Genomic DNA, 16,581 nt, shown 5'->3' on the forward strand with positions numbered 1-16,581 from the left:
GTGTTACGCTCGACCAGCATTTACCTTCGCGACGCAAGCATCCAAGTACGCACGCCCTCGGTTGATTTCGTCGGTTGTTTCTTTCAAGGTCGGCAAGATCGGAATTCCACGAGGCACTGGGTGCATGAACACTTCGGTCCACCCTTGATAGTCAATCTCGGCTAAAGCTTCGACAAGCGGTTGGAAGTCGAGGGTTCCCCGACCAGGCATCTGCAATAGCTGCTGCTCGGTTGGCATTGGTTTGTGGCAGCCGTTGCCATGCTCCCAGGCATAAAACATCACCAGCCCTTCCTTCAGATCGCGAATCAACTGGGCTAGTTGCCCAGGGTCTTGCGGCAAGTGATACGGAGCCAAAGCGATGCCGAGGTTCTTTGATGGCCGCAGTTCTAACAACCACTTGAGCGAGTCGGGCTCGAAGATCAGATTGTTCGCGTGATTCTCAATGGCGATAGTCACCCCGGTTTCTTCTGCGACTTCCAGATGCGGTTTCATCTTCTCTAAGAAGTCTGCCACTCCTTTTTTGAGTTCGCTCCTCTGCAAATTCTTCGGCCCCTCGCCACCGGTCACCATCAGTTGGCAACCAAAACGTTGAGCGAAACGCATTTCGTTCTGTAAACCGAATGGGCCCAGCTTGTACTGCGTGATGCAGCCCAAAGCAACATCGTTCTCTTTCAGCAGTGCAGCAAACTTGTCTGCCCCTAACACGTCGATCTGTTCCCGTTGATCGCCATGCACTTTAGGCCAAACGTCGATTGTCTTCGCGCCAATCTTCTTGGCTTCCGGCAAGACCTCGGCCAACGGAAGGTAGCCGTACATGCACGAGGGAAGCATGTAGTTCAGTTGAAACTTTTTGGTAGCGTTTGCCTCACCGACAGAGCAAAGCCCAGCCCCAACCGCCCCGGCAGCCAATGCGTGGAACGTACGACGATTGATTGAAGAAGCGTTGGTCATAATCAAGTTATTCCAGGTAGGGCACGCTGTGCGTGCCAGACAGCGGATATGGTTTTCCGACAAGTATCCTCGGATGCATCAGGACAGCCTGACCTACGAAGATGAAGGCTACGCGACTTCAAATCCGGCCCGTTGTTCGCGGGCCAAATGTTGGTTGGCTTCGTTGTCGTTCACGAACTGTTCTCCTTTCGGATCCCAGGTCAGCTTGCGGCCTAGTTTCATCGAGATATTCCCCAGATGGCACGTACTGACGCTGCGGTGCTGGCTTTCGATATCGGAGATCGGCACCTTGCGACTGGCAACACAATCGAAGAAGTTGCCCATGTGATTGATAATCGCGTCGAGCTTTCCGGCCCGCTCAGGGCGATCGAGATTGTCGAAGTTGTAAACCTGAAAGTCGCTACGGGGGAGCGGCTTGTTGGTTGGGGCTCCTTCCAGTGAACCGCGATTGACGAACAAGCGTCCCTTGTCGCCGGTAAACATCACTCCGTTACGTCCCTCGTCGGCGACGGTCATCTCGACGCCGTTGTCGAGTTGGTAGCGTACGTGGTAATCGATTGCCACGTTGTAGCCGTCCTTTACGTGAGGCATCTTAGCGGTTGCTTCAATCTCGACCGGCAAGGCGTCGGCTCCCCATTGGCCGATGTCGATGTGGTGAGCGCCCCAATCGGTCATCTGCCCGCCGCTGTATTCGTACCACCAGCGGAACGTGTAGTGTGAACGCTCTGGAATGTAAGCCACGTCCGGTGTCTGGCCTTGCCACAAATTCCAGTTGAAGGTCTTGGGAACCGGCTTCACCGTGAATGGCCCGCCGGTCTTGTTCTTGCCTAGCACGATGTCAACACGCTGTAAATTGCCGACCCAGCCTTGGCGCACCATCTCGACCGCCGTGCGAAAGCGATGATCGCTCCGTTGCCACGAACCTACTTGAACGACACGGCCTGTTTGTTTCACTACGTCGCGCAGTCTCTTCCCTTCGTCGATGGTCAACGTCAGTGGCTTTTCGCAATAGACATCCTTACCGGCACGACAGGCATCGATCACCATCTTGGCGTGCCAATGATCAGGCGTACCAATCATCACCACGTCGACATCATCTCGGGCGAGCAGGTCTTGATAATCTTCCATCAAAGCCGACTTGCCGCCGAAATCACGGTTGGCTTTCGCTAGGATCTCGCGATCGACATCGGCCAGGGCAGCGATATCTCCGTGCGCGGCCGCTTTCTCAGTGATTACCGAACCTTGATACCTCAAGCCAATCGCCCCCACGCCCAGCCGCGAGTTGACATCACGCGGCTTTTCATCTGCAGAGGAAGAAGCGACCGCCCCGAAGACCATTGCGGAAGAAGCGGCGGCGGAAACATGAGTCATCCATTGACGACGGTTCACATGACCATTGGGCATGGCAAGTTCCTATCGAAGTAGGGAAGGGGAGCTAGGTGGGAAGCTGGACGGATGAGAGTTGGATCTTTGTGATCGCCCCGAGGAAAGCCTCGCGGCGGCAAACCACGACATGCCCCATCGTCACTTCTTGAGAAACGAGATGCAAGAGAAGTTTCTCGATTCGTTGGAGGTCTGCAGAATGCGGATGTCGATCGAGCCACCAATACGTTGCAACGTATCGTGCTCAAATGACATAATGGAGATATGATCGCAACAACGAAGGGCAAGCCAAGGCGAGGCTCACCTAGATGCCGCAAACACACAATACCAGGGCCAAGTTTCACTATAGCACATTGCCCCAATGGGAGAGCCAAGGGAAGTTCTTACTACGAATGCTGTTCGCTCGATCGGACTACTGGGACTGGGATATGCGTGGCTTCTCATGGCAACCGGTTTTGGCCGGTACTGCGGTAGTGTGGCACGAGGCGCTGACTTTTCAAGATGGAATCGCCCAGTGTGGCCAAGCCGGCGGAGTCGATATTTGGTCCTTCGCGTTCGAAAAACTTGTCGGCGGAATACCGCACTTCACGCCGGCGAAGTTCGGAGAAGTGCGAACATTCGAATTGTGTGCAGAGGATCGATCGTATCCGATCAACGTACTGCGGACCGAGCGGCAGGCCTACTTTCAATGGGATGAACCGGTTCAAGTCGGCATGGATCCTCTCGGTTACAATCTCGACACTGGGCAACCAAGTAAAACGATCAGCACTACGGAAGACATGGTCTTTTATCTCGACTACGTTCCACCGGCGCCGTGGTGGAAATTTTGGTTAGCGAATTGAGGCGTTGTGATGTCGATCGATACCCAACCCAGCCCGCTAGACGTGAAAGAACCAGCAACCTTTGTTCTCGCTCCGCTACCAGGGGAGGAAACGATCGGGCAGTGGCTGTTTCGTTATTCAGTGATTCGTTCGTGGCGGCTTGGCTGCCCAGGCTTCCATTGGCAGGAAACATTGTGGCTCTCCGTTCTATTCTGGCAAGACCTACAGTTGAAAGATCGATCGCCCTGGTACAGTAAACTGGCCGACGGCGTTCAACTCGAGCCGTCGCTCGAAGATATTGTGACCACGTTTCGAGTACTCAATATCGCGACGTTATCGACGATGCAGATTTCCGTGTCGCTAGGAAATGAAACAATTCGCTACAACGTTTTTCGTCGATCGATAGAAGATCTCGACCAGAAAAGCTTCTTTCAAAATGATGAACTGTGCTTCGTAGCCGCAGACATACCCACCGGTTTGGCCCAGTGGCAATCACTGGAGATCCCAGGCGAAGAAGTTCTCGTTGGCCATATTCAACATGGGCAGCAGCGAACGGTCAAAACTAAGAACTGGCGACTCACGAAACAGGGTCTGGTGCAATATCGCCATAAGCCGTTCTGGCGATTCTGGTAACTACAGATCTTACCTGCAAATCCAATTCAAAAGGCCAAGTCCGACCACGATAATAACGGCCGCTCCGGCACAACCTTTGCCTTTGGGTAATTCTTCGCCGTCAGCGACCATTTTAGCCTGGATGGCATCGACTTGATCTTTGGCTTCTTTCAGCCCGCAGCCCGACTCTTGACGAAGAAGCTTAATGGCCTGGATCTTTTGGCCGTCGCGGAGCAGCTTCTTGATGTCTTCCAATGACGAGGGTTCTTCCGACATGACTTTCTTTCTGCAAGAACGTAAAAAGGTGCCCCCCAGACTGAGGAGCACCCTTATTTTAGGTCATATTTGGAAAATTGAGGACGCCAAAAAAGGAATGAAATGGATAGCGTCGCGTTGGCACGCGTTTTAGGTTACTGACAATTCATTAAGAACTTGGAGCGACCTTGGCCCAATCACTCAAACGCTGAGATTTATTGGTTTCAAAGTCGTGAAATTCCAGACGCAACTTGACCATTTGTTGGTCCATCCAGGTATCCAGCTCCAAATAAGGAGCCAAACCTACCATGATGTGAGTCCCGTCCTGGTCCCGAGCATCTTCCAGCTTGATTTGCATGGTATCGAAAAGCGATTCGTTCATTAGCGAACTCCCGGGGGGAAAGTTCACTACATTCCCTGTAGCTTAACGGCAACGTATCATGCGTTGCACATTGTAGTCTGCTCAATATTTAGACGCGAAAGCGAGTCACCGCGTTCACATCTTTGGTTAGATTAATTGAAAAAGGGCTTCGGGTGCAATACGACTAATGCAAATTAATTAGTCACAAAGAGCCCGCAGCGTGGAAGAAAATCACATGGCGCGGACTTTTAGGTTAATTTGACGCACCCCAGACTGGGTATTCAAGCTAACCTTGCCCAAGCATGATCGGTGTCTCCTTCAAGGTATTCGCTGAAGGAGAGGCCTTATGAGTGGCTTTTGGGGCCAAAATCTTCTTTCCGCCGAATCTCGCAAGTCGCCCTCTCTAGTTATAAACGTGCCCCGACCACATTTGGTTTCCTTTAAAGATGCCATATTTTCGAGAATTGTTCGGCTTGGCGTTCTTATTTTCTCAAGTTTCGTTACCGATGAGCCGCAATTGCGATTGAGCCCTATCGGCGATTCGCGTAACCTCAGGCTCGTTTGCCTGGCGGAATATCAGAATTTCCGCTGGAAGAGCACATGCCAACGTTTTTTGGCAAACCATTTGCGTGGAGCAATCGTATCGATTATGCAAAACGCAAGGCAGTATTTCGCCGCCCAAAGACCTTGAATGGCCAGCCAAAACCGGATTAAACCGTTTGTTTTGCCTGGTTAGACGAGTTTTCCTGGTCGGCGACGTTGCCAGGGACTGCATAATAAGACCGAGTCAGAACTGGCTGAACCTCCAGTGCTAGCAAGTCGATAAGTAGGGTACTTCCTAACAATCACTTCGCCGTGAGTCACTTGCTTCACACGGATGGGCTAGACCTGACACGGAATGCGGCTACATGGAAGACGCCAATGAACTATATTTGCGAGGTAGGGAAACTGCCTCCCAGCGCTTGCCTGACGAAGCCAGGCAAAACGATTAGGGAAAACCCAGACCTCCGATTCCGGTCATGATTTTTCGGGACGCCTGCTTTAAGCCGACCCAAACAACCCACAGCTTTGAGCAAAACGACGTCCAAAGGGAGTAGGATTTACCATGCATATTAATGGCCCAACCGCAGTCCACCCGGCCCAAACCATCCAAGGTCCACACCGCAGCCACCAAGCTACGGCGATCGAACAGCGTCCGCAGTTTGATACTGTGGATGAACTCGACATCTCGCACGAAGCCGACTTCGCCAGCCAGGTGAAGGACATTCCGGATATTCGCGCTGATCGTGTTGCTCAGATCAAAGCCCAAATCGCCGATGGGACTTACCTTACCGACGACAAGCTCGACTTGGCCTTGGAACGGCTACTCGACGAAATCGGTTAAGCAGCAACCACTTACGCTAAAAAAAGACCCACGCCTCGGCCAGTTTCCGATCAAGGAAACTGGCCGTTTTTTTCGTGACAGCAAGGATATCTCAATTAGGTAAATAGGGGTTGTACCTGGGCAACTATAACCTAGAATTCCATATTGAGACTGATAGCCAACGTTATTGCGTATCCCTTTACTCCGCAACTACATAGCAATAGCAATTCAGTCTCAATAAAGCGGTGCCCCTTATTGTCACTATTGAGACTCGCATGTCAGACCCGTTTGCATTGGAAGCCGTTGACGTCGCTCTTTCCCCAATAGAGCGGTTTGAGGAATACCTCAAAAGTAAGGGCAAGAGGATTACGCAGCCGCGGCGAATCCTGATCGAGCATGTCTTCAGCCATCACGAGCACTTCGATGCTGACGCCTTGATCGATGAGCTTTCCCACCAAAGCAAGGGGGCTGATCGTGTTAGTCGTCCTACGGTCTATCGCACCCTGAACGAACTGGTCGAATCTGGCCTACTACGAAAAATGGAAATCGGCGGTCGTGCCGTTTACGAACACGACTACGGCTACCCCGATCACGACCATCTTTACTGCACCCAATGCCAAAACCTGATCGAGTTCCAAAGTGCAGAACTGAAAGAACTACGCGACCAAGTGGCTCGCCTGCACCAATTCCGCGCTACCGGACACCGTTTCATCATTAACGGTGTCTGCGAAGAATGCCAAAAGAAATCGCGCCGGAAGAAGCGGCGAATCGATTTAATTTGATCGACCTGGCGATCGATCGTTTGATGTTTTCAGTGCTCAGAAAGCAGGCCTGCCTCTGCGTAGGGTCCGCTGTGCGGACCGAAACGCCTTAGTTTTCTTTGGCTATTGCGGCAATTTAAGCCGGATTGGTGGTCCGCACAGCGGACCCTACCTGGCTCAATGCGGTTAGGCTATTAGACCTTCAGCTCCTCGTTTTCGAGCGAAACGTTCGGATAGCGATCGCGAATTGGCTGGATGACATCGGCTAGGAAGTCGTCGACTTGCTCAGGGGCACGTCCCACATATTGCAGTGGTTCTAAAACCGCCGCGGCATCGAACTCAGGGAACGCAGGGTCTTCCTTCAAGCGATCAAGCAAATCGTTCGAGAGCCCTTCGTTTTTGATTCGTGCGCCGGCGTTGCGTGAATGGACGCGAATTTTCTCGTGCAGATCTTGGCGATCCCCCCCAGCTGCGACAGCGGCCATCATCAGGTTTTCGGTCGCCATGAACGGCAACTCTTCGGCCAAATGCCGGCGAATCAGCGCTGGGTAAACGACCATTCCTTTGCAGACATTGGCCAGAATAATCAGGATCGCGTCGATCCCCAGGAACGAAAGTGGCAAGCTCAAGCGTCGGTTGGCGCTATCGTCCAAGGTGCGTTCCATCCACTGCGTTGCCAAGGTGTTCGCCCCATTGGCCTGATTGCTAATCACGTAACGAGCCAGCCCGCAAATGCGTTCGCTCCGCATTGGATTCCGCTTGTAGGGCATGGCGGACGAGCCGATTTGGTTTTCTTCGATCGGTTCTTCCACCTCGCGGCGATGGGCCAGAATTCGTAGGTCGGTGGCAATTTTGTGGGTCGTTTGGGCGATACCGCTCAGGCAGTCCAGCACTTGGCTATCGATTTTTCGCGAATAGGTTTGCCCGGTGACGGCGTACACCTGATCGAAGCCCATCTTCTCGGCGACCCGCTTTTCCAACTGCTTGACCTTGGCGTGGTCTCCTTGGAACAGCTCCAGAAAGCTGGCCTGGGTGCCGGTGGTTCCTTTGGTGCTGCGGAACCGCAACTGGGCCAGGCGATGTTCGACTTCTTCCAGATCGAGCACCAAGTCGTAGCACCACAGGGTGGCACGCTTGCCGATAGTCGTTGGCTGAGCCGATTGCAGGTGCGTGAAGCCGAGGCAGGGGAGGTCGCGGTACTGTTTGGCGAAGTCCGACAGCAGCACGATCGTGCGAACCAAGCGATCACGAACCAGTTCCAGCGATTGTCGCAGCAGAATCAAATCGGTGTTATCGGTGACAAAGCAGCTCGTTGCCCCCAGGTGGATGATTGGCTTGGCAACCGGGGCAGCCTCGGCGAATGTCTCGACATGGGCCATCACGTCATGGCGACGGCTTTTCTCGTGCTTTGCGGCCAGGTCGAAATCGATATCGTCCAGGTGTGCCCGCATCGCTTCGAGCTGGTCGTTTCCAATCGTTAGCCCCAGCTCTTGCTCAGCCTCGGCCAGGGCCAGCCACAGCCGCCGCCAGGTCGAGTGCTTCTTTTGGGGACTCCACAGAAAGCTCATATCTCGCGAGGCATACCGAGAGATCAACGGGTTTTCGTATTGTTCGTGCGACACGTGGCAAATCCCTGTTTACAATCGAATGGGCGATGGAATCGATTGATTTTAACGCAAAATAGACCGTTTCGGCAGGGCCTGACGTGTGCTCGGTACGCAAGAAAACCGAGGCTGCAACGAATAAGTAAACGCAGCCGCTCCACTTGTCGCTTCGGAGAATACCATGTTAGGCAGAATTCCCACCTTTCTGCTGACCACATTCCTACTGATGGTCGTGATCTTTATTGTATTGGTCCCCTGGAGCGACCTTCCCAGGCTGCTGCTTAGAACCCGCTTCTCGCTCGGCAAACTGCTTGGCGGAATGGCCCTACTTGGTGTAACGCTAGGGATTGCCAGACATTCGCTCGCTCACGAAAACCCAGCATTCGCCATGCTAACAGCCGTCATGCTGGTTTCGATTGTGTTCATCATGCTTAGCCTGACTTGGTACTTCTTAAGGAACGTATTCCAGCCAAGCGCCAGTGGTTTGCGTGATCGTTGGCGCGACCCGACCTGGAGCCGCGCGAAACTACCACAGCGAACTACATATTCGTCAAATCATCTACCGCATGATTCCCCACCAAACGATCAAGGGCCGCAGCAAGTTGCGGGGCAAGCGACAAGTCCTGGGCGTAAATCCGGCAAACCAGGCGACTAACCGGGAGCGAGCGGAAGATCTTATCGGTCGTCAGTTCCTTGATCTTCTTCTGAGCTGAATCGTATAGGAAGTTTTGGTGATCACTCGGCCCACGGGTGTTGGGGCGGAAGACGGTTCGATTGAGGGCGATCTTCAGTGGAATTTCTTTTAACTCGGCTGGCAGCACATCGCGAATCGCGGCGGCAGCAAAGCTTTCGCTACGGAAGATAGTCGTTTCCTGGCTTTCTCCTTCGTCGAAACGAAGCGAACGTTCGCAGATGAAACGCCAGGGAATCTTGCGGCTGAGCAGATCGTTCCACTGACGACCGATTTCGGCTTGGTGTGGGTCGCTGGAGTGCTGCCAGCGTGGCGCGTCGACCAGCAAGCTGAATTCGGTAAAGCCTCGGTAAGCATCAAGGTGTTCGACTGGGTTGCCTGGCAACAGCCACGGCTTACTAGCAGCGAACAAATCTTCTAACGTTTTGTCGATCGCAATGACTTCGCGATGGAAGTAAACCGTTTGAAAGAGCTCGGCGCGGACATTCATGAACCGGATCAACGCGGCCATGCCTCGCTCGTGAATCGTCAGCCCTTTTTCCGTGAAGAAGCTATAGCGAATCAGCCGTTCCAAATCGTACGACTGCTGGCTGTAGCCGGTCATGTAGGCATCGCGGAGCACGAAGTCCATATTGTCGATCGTATAGATCCCGCACAGCAGACTCCGCAAAAAGACCAGCCACTTCGGTCGGTTCGCGGCATCGCCAGCTTGGGGCCTTTGGATCATCCAGGCAATTTGCTCCGGATCGAGCTGCTCTTCCTCTTCCAACTGAGAAAATGGGTTTCGCCGTAATTTGGTCAGCATTTCCCCCAGCTGAGTACGAATAATATGAGCCCCCAGTGATTCATGGGTTAATCCGTACCCTTGCAGATAATGGCTATCGAAGAAGTGTCCAAATGGCCCATGACCGACATCGTGCAGCAGGCCAGCCATGCGGAGTAGCGATTCGACATAGCCACGCGAGGGGGCATCGGGGCATGCCGTCTTCAAGCTGGGATACAACTGGTTCACCAAGCGGCTGGCCAGGTGCATCACGCCTAAAATATGCTGAAAACGAGTATGTTCCGCCGTCGGATAGACCCACCAAGCCGTTTGCAACTGATGAATTTGACGCATCCGCTGTAGCCAAGGATGGTCGATAACATCCCGTTCAGTGACTTCGTCGGGCGATTCTCCGAGCGAAACAAAGGGAACATAACCATGAATGGGGTCGTAGCAGAGACTTTCGGCAGCAAATTTATCCAGATTCACCCTTACTCCTTTGGGTTGAATGGGGCATTGAGGCTAGCAGAGCTTGCACCAGATTCGCTAGTTTCGCAGAATCAAGGAAGTTCGTTAACTGGTATAACTGTTACATTCAACGGAAATCCATAGCTGTCTTGCGGGTGAAAGTACGGAACCTGGGTAGTTCCGAGTTTGGAATTTTAACCGCAGTAGCCGATAGAAATAGCACCTCGGATTTTCCCGAATGAACATCAGGCAACCCTTTGGGGAAATCCGCATTACTCAAGGCGGAGGAGAAAACATAGTGATGGTACAAATACGCTGGGCCCGGTTCGTCCTACTCGCCGTAGGTGTTTTATCTTTTGCTCAGCAGCAGAGTGAAGCTGCACCACCAGCGGCTTCTATTCTTCCGCATACCACCAAGAGCTACGTCTCGATCCCTAATTACGATCAGGCTGCTGCCAATTTCGATGAAACCCAGATCGGCAAGTTGATGGCCGATCCGGTCATGCAGCCGTTTACCGATGACCTGAAAGATCAGATCAAGCAAAAGTTGATTGCTGGCGGGGTGAAGCTGGGAATCACGCTGGAAGATCTGAAAGATGTGTACGCTGGCGAAATCTGCTTTGCGACCAATCAGCCCAGTGGCGAGAAGACGGACGGCGTGGTCCTGACGGTGGATGTCACCGGCAAGAAGGCCAATGTCGATGCCTTATTGGCCAAGATCACTCAAAATCAAATCGCCAACGGTGCAAAAGAATCCAAGATTAACTTGATGGGCACTCAGGTCACCAAGTTCGTCCTGCCCAAAGAAGCTGGCGAAATCGGCCCACAAGAAGCCTACTATGTGGTCCACCAAGACTTGCTGATCGCGACCGACTCGCTGCCAACGCTGAATTACATTCTGCCAGCGATGGCCGCTGCCAAAGCCGACAACCTGGCTTCGCTGGAAGCTTTCCAAGCCGTTTTGAAACGAGCCGCTACTGGCCGCATGGCAGATGGCTACGATTTCGAGTGGTTCGTCGAACCGTTCGGCTACGCGGAAGTGGTTCGCTCGCAGCAAGGAGGCCGTAAAAAGCGTGGCACCGACATGCTGCACTTGTTGCGTAACCAAGGTTTCGACGCCGTTAAAGGCCTGGGTGGCTACGTCAACTTCGTGGTGAACAAAGCCAACCTCAAAGCCGAAATGGTTCACAGCACATTCATTTACGCCCCGCAAGATCCCGGCGCCGAAGGCGGAGATCGCTTCCGCTTGGGGGCCCGCGTGCTGGAATTCCCCAACGACAAATCGTTTCAGACGTACAATTGGGTTCCCGCTAAGCTGGCCACCTTCCTTGACTTCCGCTGGAACATTCAAGCGGCTTTCAAGTACAGCGAAACAATCGTGAACGAATACGCTGACGACGAGATCTTCGACGAATTGATCGACAGTCTGAAGACCGACCCAGCGGGCCCTCGCGTGGACGTTGTCACCCAGATTGTCAATCACTTGGACAACAAGGTGTGCATGCTGGTCGACGTGAAGCAGCCTATCACACCGCAATCGGAACAACGCCTGGTGGCTGTGCACCTGCTGAATGCTGCCCCTGTGAAAGCGGCCGTTACGCAGATCATGGAACAAGATCCCAACGCCGAAAAACACTCGGTTGGCGACAAGTACGAGATCTGGGAGATCCACGAAGAAGAAGAGGAAATCCCGACACTCGTGATCAGCGGGCCAGGCTTTCCAGATGCGATGGTCGTGAACCACCAGTTCAACGCCAACCAGGTCGGCCCGAAAGTGCCGAACGCTTCGGTCGCGGTGATGGATGATTGGCTCTTCTTTGCCAACAACAAGGAAGTCATTCGCAAAGCCATCGAAACCCGCTTGGCTGGCCCGAACGCGGAACTACTAGCCAATACTCCTGACTACTTGGCAATCGAAGCAGCTTTGGCTGAAATTGGCAGTGGCGCTGATAGCTTCCGTCACTTTGTCCGCACGGACGAAGCGGCTCGGGTCACTTACGAATTGATGCAGCAAGGCAAGATGCCCGAATCGGAATCGGCCCTTGGCAAGGTGATCAACCAACTCTGGAGCCTCGGTCAGGAAGACGAAACGGCCACGCGAAAGCAGGAAATCGATGCCAGCAAGCTGCCTCCTTTCGCCCAAGTCGAAGGTTATCTCGGCCCCTCCGGTTCGTACGCACGCACTGAAAACAACGGCTGGTACATTTCTGGCTTGATGCTGAAGAAGTAACACGTCCGTCGCCAAACGAAAATACAGTAAAGCCTCGGTTCGCCGAGGCTTTTTTCGTGCCTTCATCTCTCCGGCGAATAAGCAATTGCGGTCGAAATCTGTTTGAGCTGCGGCTTGGGGCCTTCCGGATAGCGTGCCAAAAGATAGTCTCGCAAGTCCTCCGGGACTTGCAGCGAGGTTGTCCAAGTCGCCATCTGGGTAGGCAATCCGTCAATATAGATCAGTTTTGGCTTGACGGTGATCACGATTCGGTCTTCCATAAACTGGCTCTTACGTACCGTAACCGTTTCCCACTGAATCAACTCAAAGGCTCCACGAACGATTCCTTTTTCAAAGAACTCGGTCGCCCCAAGACTACGCCCCCAAAAAAGTTGCGTTAGCGTCGATCCCGTGAAGAACGCTAGTTGGGCATAGAAAGGGGCAAGGGCGATTGGTGCCGCTTCATTTGGCATAGCCACGGTTAGCACAACAGCAAGTGTCAACTGGAACAAAGCAAACGCCAGCAGCGTGACGCCGCTGATAATCTTCGGCCAATGCTTGCCTGGAATCGTCCCGGGATAACCAATCCCGATCCGCTTGCCAATCGAGCGGATAACCTGAACGCGGCGAGCCGAGTAATACCCGACCGTCGCGCCGGTGATCGCCAGTTGAACCACGAACAGCCCCAAAAACGTGAGATGCTGGCCAGGCTCAATCGCCCGTATCAGCGGCGCAGCCAACGCACAAAAGAAGGCCACCGCCGTCATTAGCCACAACAAGTGAATCAACTGGAACTGGTGCCGTTGATCGAGCGGCAAGGGTTGGTCTGCGGCAATCAAGGGGTCTGATTCCATTGAATTCCCAAACATGAGTGGTTTTCCAAACAGGCACAAGCGATATGGAGTCGTCTACGTGAAGGAAACGCTTCATTCGCTCTCCCAAAGCTCCGGCTTTACATATGCTTCGCCTCGTAGGTTCTCGTCCATCAAAACGCCTTGCTGCTGGAGCAAACCTCGCAACTGAGAGGAGATGCCGACCTCGTAGACGGTAGCAATGGGAGATCCTTTCGGTAGGTAGGTGATCACCGTCAGTTGCTCCGCTACCGATGGCCACCACTTCAGACGGACTTGTTCCCAGGGAACGAACTGGGTTGAGTCGACGATGATTCCGTTCTCGAAGAATTCAATCGCTTTGTTCATGTGTCCAAACCGCAGCTTGGCAAAATTCTTCCCACTCTCCCACGGCAACCACAAGCTAAAAACAGAGAGCAGCCATCCTGGGGTCCAGAAAAATGCCAGGGAGATCGAGATGAAGAACTGAAAAATTATGATGATCGAAATCGCCACAAAGCCAACAACGATTCGAGGCCAAAACCACCACACACGCCCTCCGACCGAGATGCCAAGCCAGTTTTTTCCCAAGTTCATCGCATGATGCCGAGCGCGTGATTGAGAGGCTACCGAAATCAAGAAGACGGTCATTTGAATGGCGATCCCCGCCATCATCATGAACTGAAATTGCAGGGGAATCATCGGCCCAAAGGGGCGGATCAACGCAAACAAGATCGCAAACCAGGCCACCAGCCCAATCAAGTCGCTCAGGTGAAACACAACCGGATCGAACTCGGCTTTACGCGGCACATCGAACGGATCATCCGCTTCGATCGCCAAGGGATCACGAGGGGAAACACTCATGCTGCTTCCCCATGGTGGGTCAGCAGATAATCTCGCAACGAATCGCTGACTTGGATGGTCGAGGTTGTTCCCCCGATGCTGTTTGATTGCGATTTCATCACCATGACTAATCGATCTTCGGCCATTTTGCTAGGGCGAAGCACTACGTATGACCACGGCACCAAATGGAAACCGCCCAGGACAACCCCTTGTTCAAAGAACTCGGTCGTCCCAGGAGTTCTTCCCCAGCGAAATTGCGACAACATCATGCCGCTGTAGATGCCAAGTTGAATCTGCTGAGCCATCAAAAACCAAGGAAAACTGTCCATGGCCAGAAACAACGTCAAGCCAAACTGCATCACCGCCAGAAAAGCCATCGCGCCGAAGTTCACCACTTGAGGCCAAAACTTGCCAGGCAATCGCCCGTTGTATCCCAGGCCAATCCGTTTGCCAGCATCAACCAGCATTTTCTGGCGTCGGCTAGAGGCATAAAAGATTGCCCCCGCCGTGACCATCGCTTGAACGAGAAAGATGATAAATACCGGCAACCGGTTCTCGGCCACCATCATCCGAAACAGGGGAGCCATAAGCGCGCAGACAATCGCCACGATCGTCATACCGATCATCATGTCGAGCAAACGAAACTGTTGCGGGCGTTCGTCGACCGTTTCCAGTTCGATTTCAGTTTCCGGAGATGTCTCTGAAGACATGTAGCGATCCCACATATAGGGAAGGTATGAATGTCTGCTTACTTAATACGCAAACAACTCAAACGCGCTCACCACGAATTTCAGGATTATAGATTTCTGCGCCGGTAATCCAACATAGCAACGGACCGATTTGCCACGAATCCGGGGCTTCCGTTGGTCGCCCCTCTTGGATTGGTGACACAGACCTCAATAACGCAGATCGCCCTTGTTCGGTTGGCATCATAAGCTTCATTCAAGTCTCCTTAGCCTATCTGAGCCAAAGCCCGCTGTACACTTGATTGTCGGGGCAGCTGCAAATGCTATTCACGAGTGTCTTTTCCACGCGTACGGAGCTTTTTCGGCACGCACAAGGTTGACTTGGTTGGCCTGGCTTTTTAAGCGTCCGCAAAAGGCCTATCTTGGGATGATCGACCCCGGATGATCGCAAAAGCTTGGCGTTTAGGCTAACTGCGCTATAATTCCGGGAGTTCCAATAATCCGAGAATCTGCGGGAAAGACCTGATAGTGACAAGCTCGAACGAATTAACCGATGCCCCATCCCGACCTGAGAATCTCAAACAGTTGAAGGAAAGCGGCTGGCAGTCGCGTACCGTTAAGCAGGAAATCCAAGAGAACTTCATGCAGATGCTGGCCGACGGGGAAGAAACCTTTCCCGGCATGATCGGCTACGAAGACACCGTTCTGCCGGAAATCCACCTGGCGCTGCTTGCCGGGCACGATATGCTCTTTCTAGGGGAAAAAGGGCAGGGAAAAAGTCGCATGATGCGGACGATGGTTCGTTTTCTCGACGAGGCAATCCCTTATCTCAACATTCCTGCCTGCCCGGTGCATGAAGATCCGTATCATCCGATTACCTCGTCCGGTAAACAGTTTGTGGCAGAGCATTCCGACGAAGATATTCCAATCGCCTGGTGGAAGCGAGAAGACCGCTACGCCGAGCGTTTGGCTCCCGGCACCAAGTTTGCTGATGTGATCGGCGAGATCGACCCCGCCAAGTTGGCCGGGGGAGTTAGCATGAGCACGGAAGAGGCGTTGCACTTCGGTCTCATTCCCCGCATGCACCGGGGCATTTTTGCGATGAACGAACTGCCAGAGCTGGACGAACTGGTCCAGGTCGGGCTATTCAACATGCTGGAAGAACGGGACGTGCAGATCCGCGGCTACCCGGTGAACTTCGACATCGACTTGGTGTTGCTCTTTTCGGCCAACCCTTCCACCTTCAACCGTAGCGGCAAGGTGATTCCGCAGCTTAAAGACCGGATTGGCTCGGTGATTCATACCCACTATCCGCGACAACGCGATATTGGGATTCAGATCATGGAGCAGGAAGCTGACGTCAACATGGAGGGGCCATTTCCGGTAGTGATCCCTTACTTCATGAAAGAAGTCTTAGAGCAAATCACCGAAGCGGCCCGTCGCAGCAAGTTTGTCGATCAACAATCAGGCGTCAGCGCCCGTTTTAGCATTGCTAACTATGCCACGGTGATTGCCTCGGCCCGGCATCGCGGCATTCTGCTCGGCGAGAAGCCTTCGGTGGTGCGTCTGAGCGATTTGGGGCACATCTACGCGTCCAGCCTCGGCAAGCTGGAACTCGACATGATGGGAAGCCACCAGATGTCAGAACGTCAGGTGCTCGACGCGTTGATTGCCGAAGCGGTTGGTACCGTCTTTCAAGAGTACATCCAAGAGCACGGCCTAGAGCAGATTGGCGAGATCTTCCAGAAGGGGGTGAAGATCGAGGTCGGCGACTTGTTGCCTTCCTCGCATTACACCGATCGCCTGCAACGTGTTCCCCCAGTTTGGGATCGGGCCTTCGAGGTAAACGCCTCGGAAGTCCCGGCGATGAGAGCTTCCTGCGTCGAGTTTGTATTGGCCGGTTTGTACGCGTTAGATCGCATCAGCCGCGCGCAGCACCACGGTAAGATTACCTACGAGTTTGAGTAAAACGAGAACTTC

General features: G+C 53.3%; 15 protein-coding genes. 6 read left to right on the forward strand and 9 right to left on the reverse strand.

Annotation, left to right across the window (positions count from 1 at the left end; translation table 11 throughout):
• Positions 1 to 3: 3 nt before the first annotated feature.
• Together DTL42_RS21665 and DTL42_RS21670 are read right to left on the reverse strand one after the other, a co-directional pair.
• On the reverse strand, positions 4 to 951 hold the full coding sequence (locus tag DTL42_RS21665; RefSeq protein WP_114372109.1) for a sugar phosphate isomerase/epimerase family protein: 948 nt from the start codon (positions 949 to 951) through the stop codon (positions 4 to 6).
• A 108-nt stretch (positions 952 to 1,059) separates the two neighbouring features.
• Entirely contained in the window at positions 1,060 to 2,355 is a 1,296-nt protein-coding gene (locus tag DTL42_RS21670; protein ID WP_114372111.1) for a Gfo/Idh/MocA family protein, read from the reverse strand.
• 287 nt (positions 2,356 to 2,642) lie between these two features.
• Between DTL42_RS21670 and DTL42_RS21675 the strand changes: the two genes are divergently transcribed.
• Both DTL42_RS21675 and DTL42_RS21680 read left to right on the forward strand, forming a co-directional pair.
• Positions 2,643 to 3,176, forward strand: coding sequence for a hypothetical protein (locus DTL42_RS21675; RefSeq protein ID WP_147274397.1), 534 nt, complete (start codon positions 2,643 to 2,645; stop codon positions 3,174 to 3,176).
• Positions 3,177 to 3,185: 9 nt separating this feature from the next.
• Positions 3,186 to 3,788 (forward strand): hypothetical protein, encoded by a 603-nt coding sequence (locus DTL42_RS21680; RefSeq protein ID WP_114372115.1) that lies wholly within the window; start codon positions 3,186 to 3,188, stop codon positions 3,786 to 3,788.
• 9 nt (positions 3,789 to 3,797) lie between these two features.
• Here DTL42_RS21680 and DTL42_RS21685 read toward each other — a convergent pair whose 3' ends face one another.
• Together DTL42_RS21685 and DTL42_RS21690 are read right to left on the reverse strand one after the other, a co-directional pair.
• Positions 3,798 to 4,043 (reverse strand): ribosomal protein L7/L12, encoded by a 246-nt coding sequence (locus DTL42_RS21685; protein WP_114372117.1) that lies wholly within the window; start codon positions 4,041 to 4,043, stop codon positions 3,798 to 3,800.
• 148 nt (positions 4,044 to 4,191) lie between these two features.
• Positions 4,192 to 4,404, reverse strand: a complete 213-nt coding sequence (locus DTL42_RS21690) for a hypothetical protein (protein WP_114372119.1) — start codon at positions 4,402 to 4,404, stop codon at positions 4,192 to 4,194.
• A 1,084-nt stretch (positions 4,405 to 5,488) separates the two neighbouring features.
• Between DTL42_RS21690 and DTL42_RS21695 the strand changes: the two genes are divergently transcribed.
• Together DTL42_RS21695 and DTL42_RS21700 are read left to right on the forward strand one after the other, a co-directional pair.
• Positions 5,489 to 5,767 (forward strand): flagellar biosynthesis anti-sigma factor FlgM, encoded by a 279-nt coding sequence (locus DTL42_RS21695; RefSeq protein WP_114372121.1) that lies wholly within the window; start codon positions 5,489 to 5,491, stop codon positions 5,765 to 5,767.
• 254 nt (positions 5,768 to 6,021) lie between these two features.
• Positions 6,022 to 6,528, forward strand: coding sequence for a Fur family transcriptional regulator (locus tag DTL42_RS21700; protein ID WP_114372123.1), 507 nt, complete (start codon positions 6,022 to 6,024; stop codon positions 6,526 to 6,528).
• Positions 6,529 to 6,701: 173 nt separating this feature from the next.
• Here the strand turns inward: DTL42_RS21700 and purB are convergent, their stop codons facing one another.
• Both purB and DTL42_RS21710 read right to left on the reverse strand, forming a co-directional pair.
• Positions 6,702 to 8,129 carry an adenylosuccinate lyase gene (gene purB, locus DTL42_RS21705; RefSeq protein WP_114372125.1) on the reverse strand — a complete coding sequence of 476 codons (1,428 nt, stop codon included), beginning with the start codon at positions 8,127 to 8,129 and terminating at the stop codon, positions 6,702 to 6,704.
• 521 nt (positions 8,130 to 8,650) lie between these two features.
• Positions 8,651 to 10,054, reverse strand: coding sequence for an HD domain-containing protein (locus DTL42_RS21710; RefSeq protein WP_234824308.1), 1,404 nt, complete (start codon positions 10,052 to 10,054; stop codon positions 8,651 to 8,653).
• Between the two features lie 280 nt (positions 10,055 to 10,334).
• Here DTL42_RS21710 and DTL42_RS21715 point away from each other — a divergent pair, with 280 nt between their 5' ends.
• Positions 10,335 to 12,263, forward strand: a complete 1,929-nt coding sequence (locus DTL42_RS21715; RefSeq protein ID WP_114372127.1) for a hypothetical protein — start codon at positions 10,335 to 10,337, stop codon at positions 12,261 to 12,263.
• Between the two features lie 62 nt (positions 12,264 to 12,325).
• Here the strand turns inward: DTL42_RS21715 and DTL42_RS21720 are convergent, their stop codons facing one another.
• The 3 genes from DTL42_RS21720 to DTL42_RS21730 all read right to left on the reverse strand — a co-directional run bounded on the left by DTL42_RS21720 (position 12,326) and on the right by DTL42_RS21730 (position 14,625).
• Positions 12,326 to 13,096 (reverse strand): hypothetical protein, encoded by a 771-nt coding sequence (locus tag DTL42_RS21720; RefSeq protein ID WP_147274399.1) that lies wholly within the window; start codon positions 13,094 to 13,096, stop codon positions 12,326 to 12,328.
• Between the two features lie 72 nt (positions 13,097 to 13,168).
• Positions 13,169 to 13,936: a hypothetical protein gene (locus tag DTL42_RS21725; RefSeq protein ID WP_114372131.1), complete on the reverse strand. Its 768-nt coding sequence runs from the start codon at positions 13,934 to 13,936 to the stop codon at positions 13,169 to 13,171.
• Positions 13,933 to 14,625 carry a hypothetical protein gene (locus tag DTL42_RS21730; RefSeq protein ID WP_114372133.1) on the reverse strand — a complete coding sequence of 231 codons (693 nt, stop codon included), beginning with the start codon at positions 14,623 to 14,625 and terminating at the stop codon, positions 13,933 to 13,935. Before DTL42_RS21730 ends, DTL42_RS21725 begins: the two co-directional genes overlap by 4 nt.
• A 504-nt stretch (positions 14,626 to 15,129) precedes the next feature.
• Here DTL42_RS21730 and DTL42_RS21735 point away from each other — a divergent pair.
• A complete protein-coding gene (locus DTL42_RS21735) occupies positions 15,130 to 16,569 on the forward strand; it encodes a magnesium chelatase (RefSeq protein ID WP_114372135.1) in 1,440 nt (479 codons plus the stop codon).
• Positions 16,570 to 16,581: the final 12 nt, after the last annotated feature.

The organism is Bremerella cremea (assembly GCF_003335505.1).
Classification (GTDB): domain Bacteria; phylum Planctomycetota; class Planctomycetia; order Pirellulales; family Pirellulaceae; genus Bremerella; species Bremerella cremea_A.

Coding starts and splice junctions, on each gene's coding strand:
- DTL42_RS21730 (WP_114372133.1), bottom strand. CDS start 14,625: ATGTCTTCAGAGACATCTCCGGAAACTGAAATCGAACTGGAAACGGTC.
- DTL42_RS21690 (WP_114372119.1), bottom strand. CDS start 4,404: ATGAACGAATCGCTTTTCGATACCATGCAAATCAAGCTGGAAGATGCT.
- DTL42_RS21670 (WP_114372111.1), bottom strand. CDS start 2,355: ATGCCCAATGGTCATGTGAACCGTCGTCAATGGATGACTCATGTTTCC.
- DTL42_RS21695 (WP_114372121.1), top strand. CDS start 5,489: ATGCATATTAATGGCCCAACCGCAGTCCACCCGGCCCAAACCATCCAA.
- DTL42_RS21680 (WP_114372115.1), top strand. CDS start 3,186: ATGTCGATCGATACCCAACCCAGCCCGCTAGACGTGAAAGAACCAGCA.
- DTL42_RS21715 (WP_114372127.1), top strand. CDS start 10,335: ATGGTACAAATACGCTGGGCCCGGTTCGTCCTACTCGCCGTAGGTGTT.
- DTL42_RS21665 (WP_114372109.1), bottom strand. CDS start 951: ATGACCAACGCTTCTTCAATCAATCGTCGTACGTTCCACGCATTGGCT.
- DTL42_RS21725 (WP_114372131.1), bottom strand. CDS start 13,936: ATGAGTGTTTCCCCTCGTGATCCCTTGGCGATCGAAGCGGATGATCCG.
- DTL42_RS21685 (WP_114372117.1), bottom strand. CDS start 4,043: ATGTCGGAAGAACCCTCGTCATTGGAAGACATCAAGAAGCTGCTCCGC.
- DTL42_RS21720 (WP_147274399.1), bottom strand. CDS start 13,096: ATGGAATCAGACCCCTTGATTGCCGCAGACCAACCCTTGCCGCTCGAT.
- DTL42_RS21700 (WP_114372123.1), top strand. CDS start 6,022: ATGTCAGACCCGTTTGCATTGGAAGCCGTTGACGTCGCTCTTTCCCCA.
- DTL42_RS21675 (WP_147274397.1), top strand. CDS start 2,643: ATGCCGCAAACACACAATACCAGGGCCAAGTTTCACTATAGCACATTG.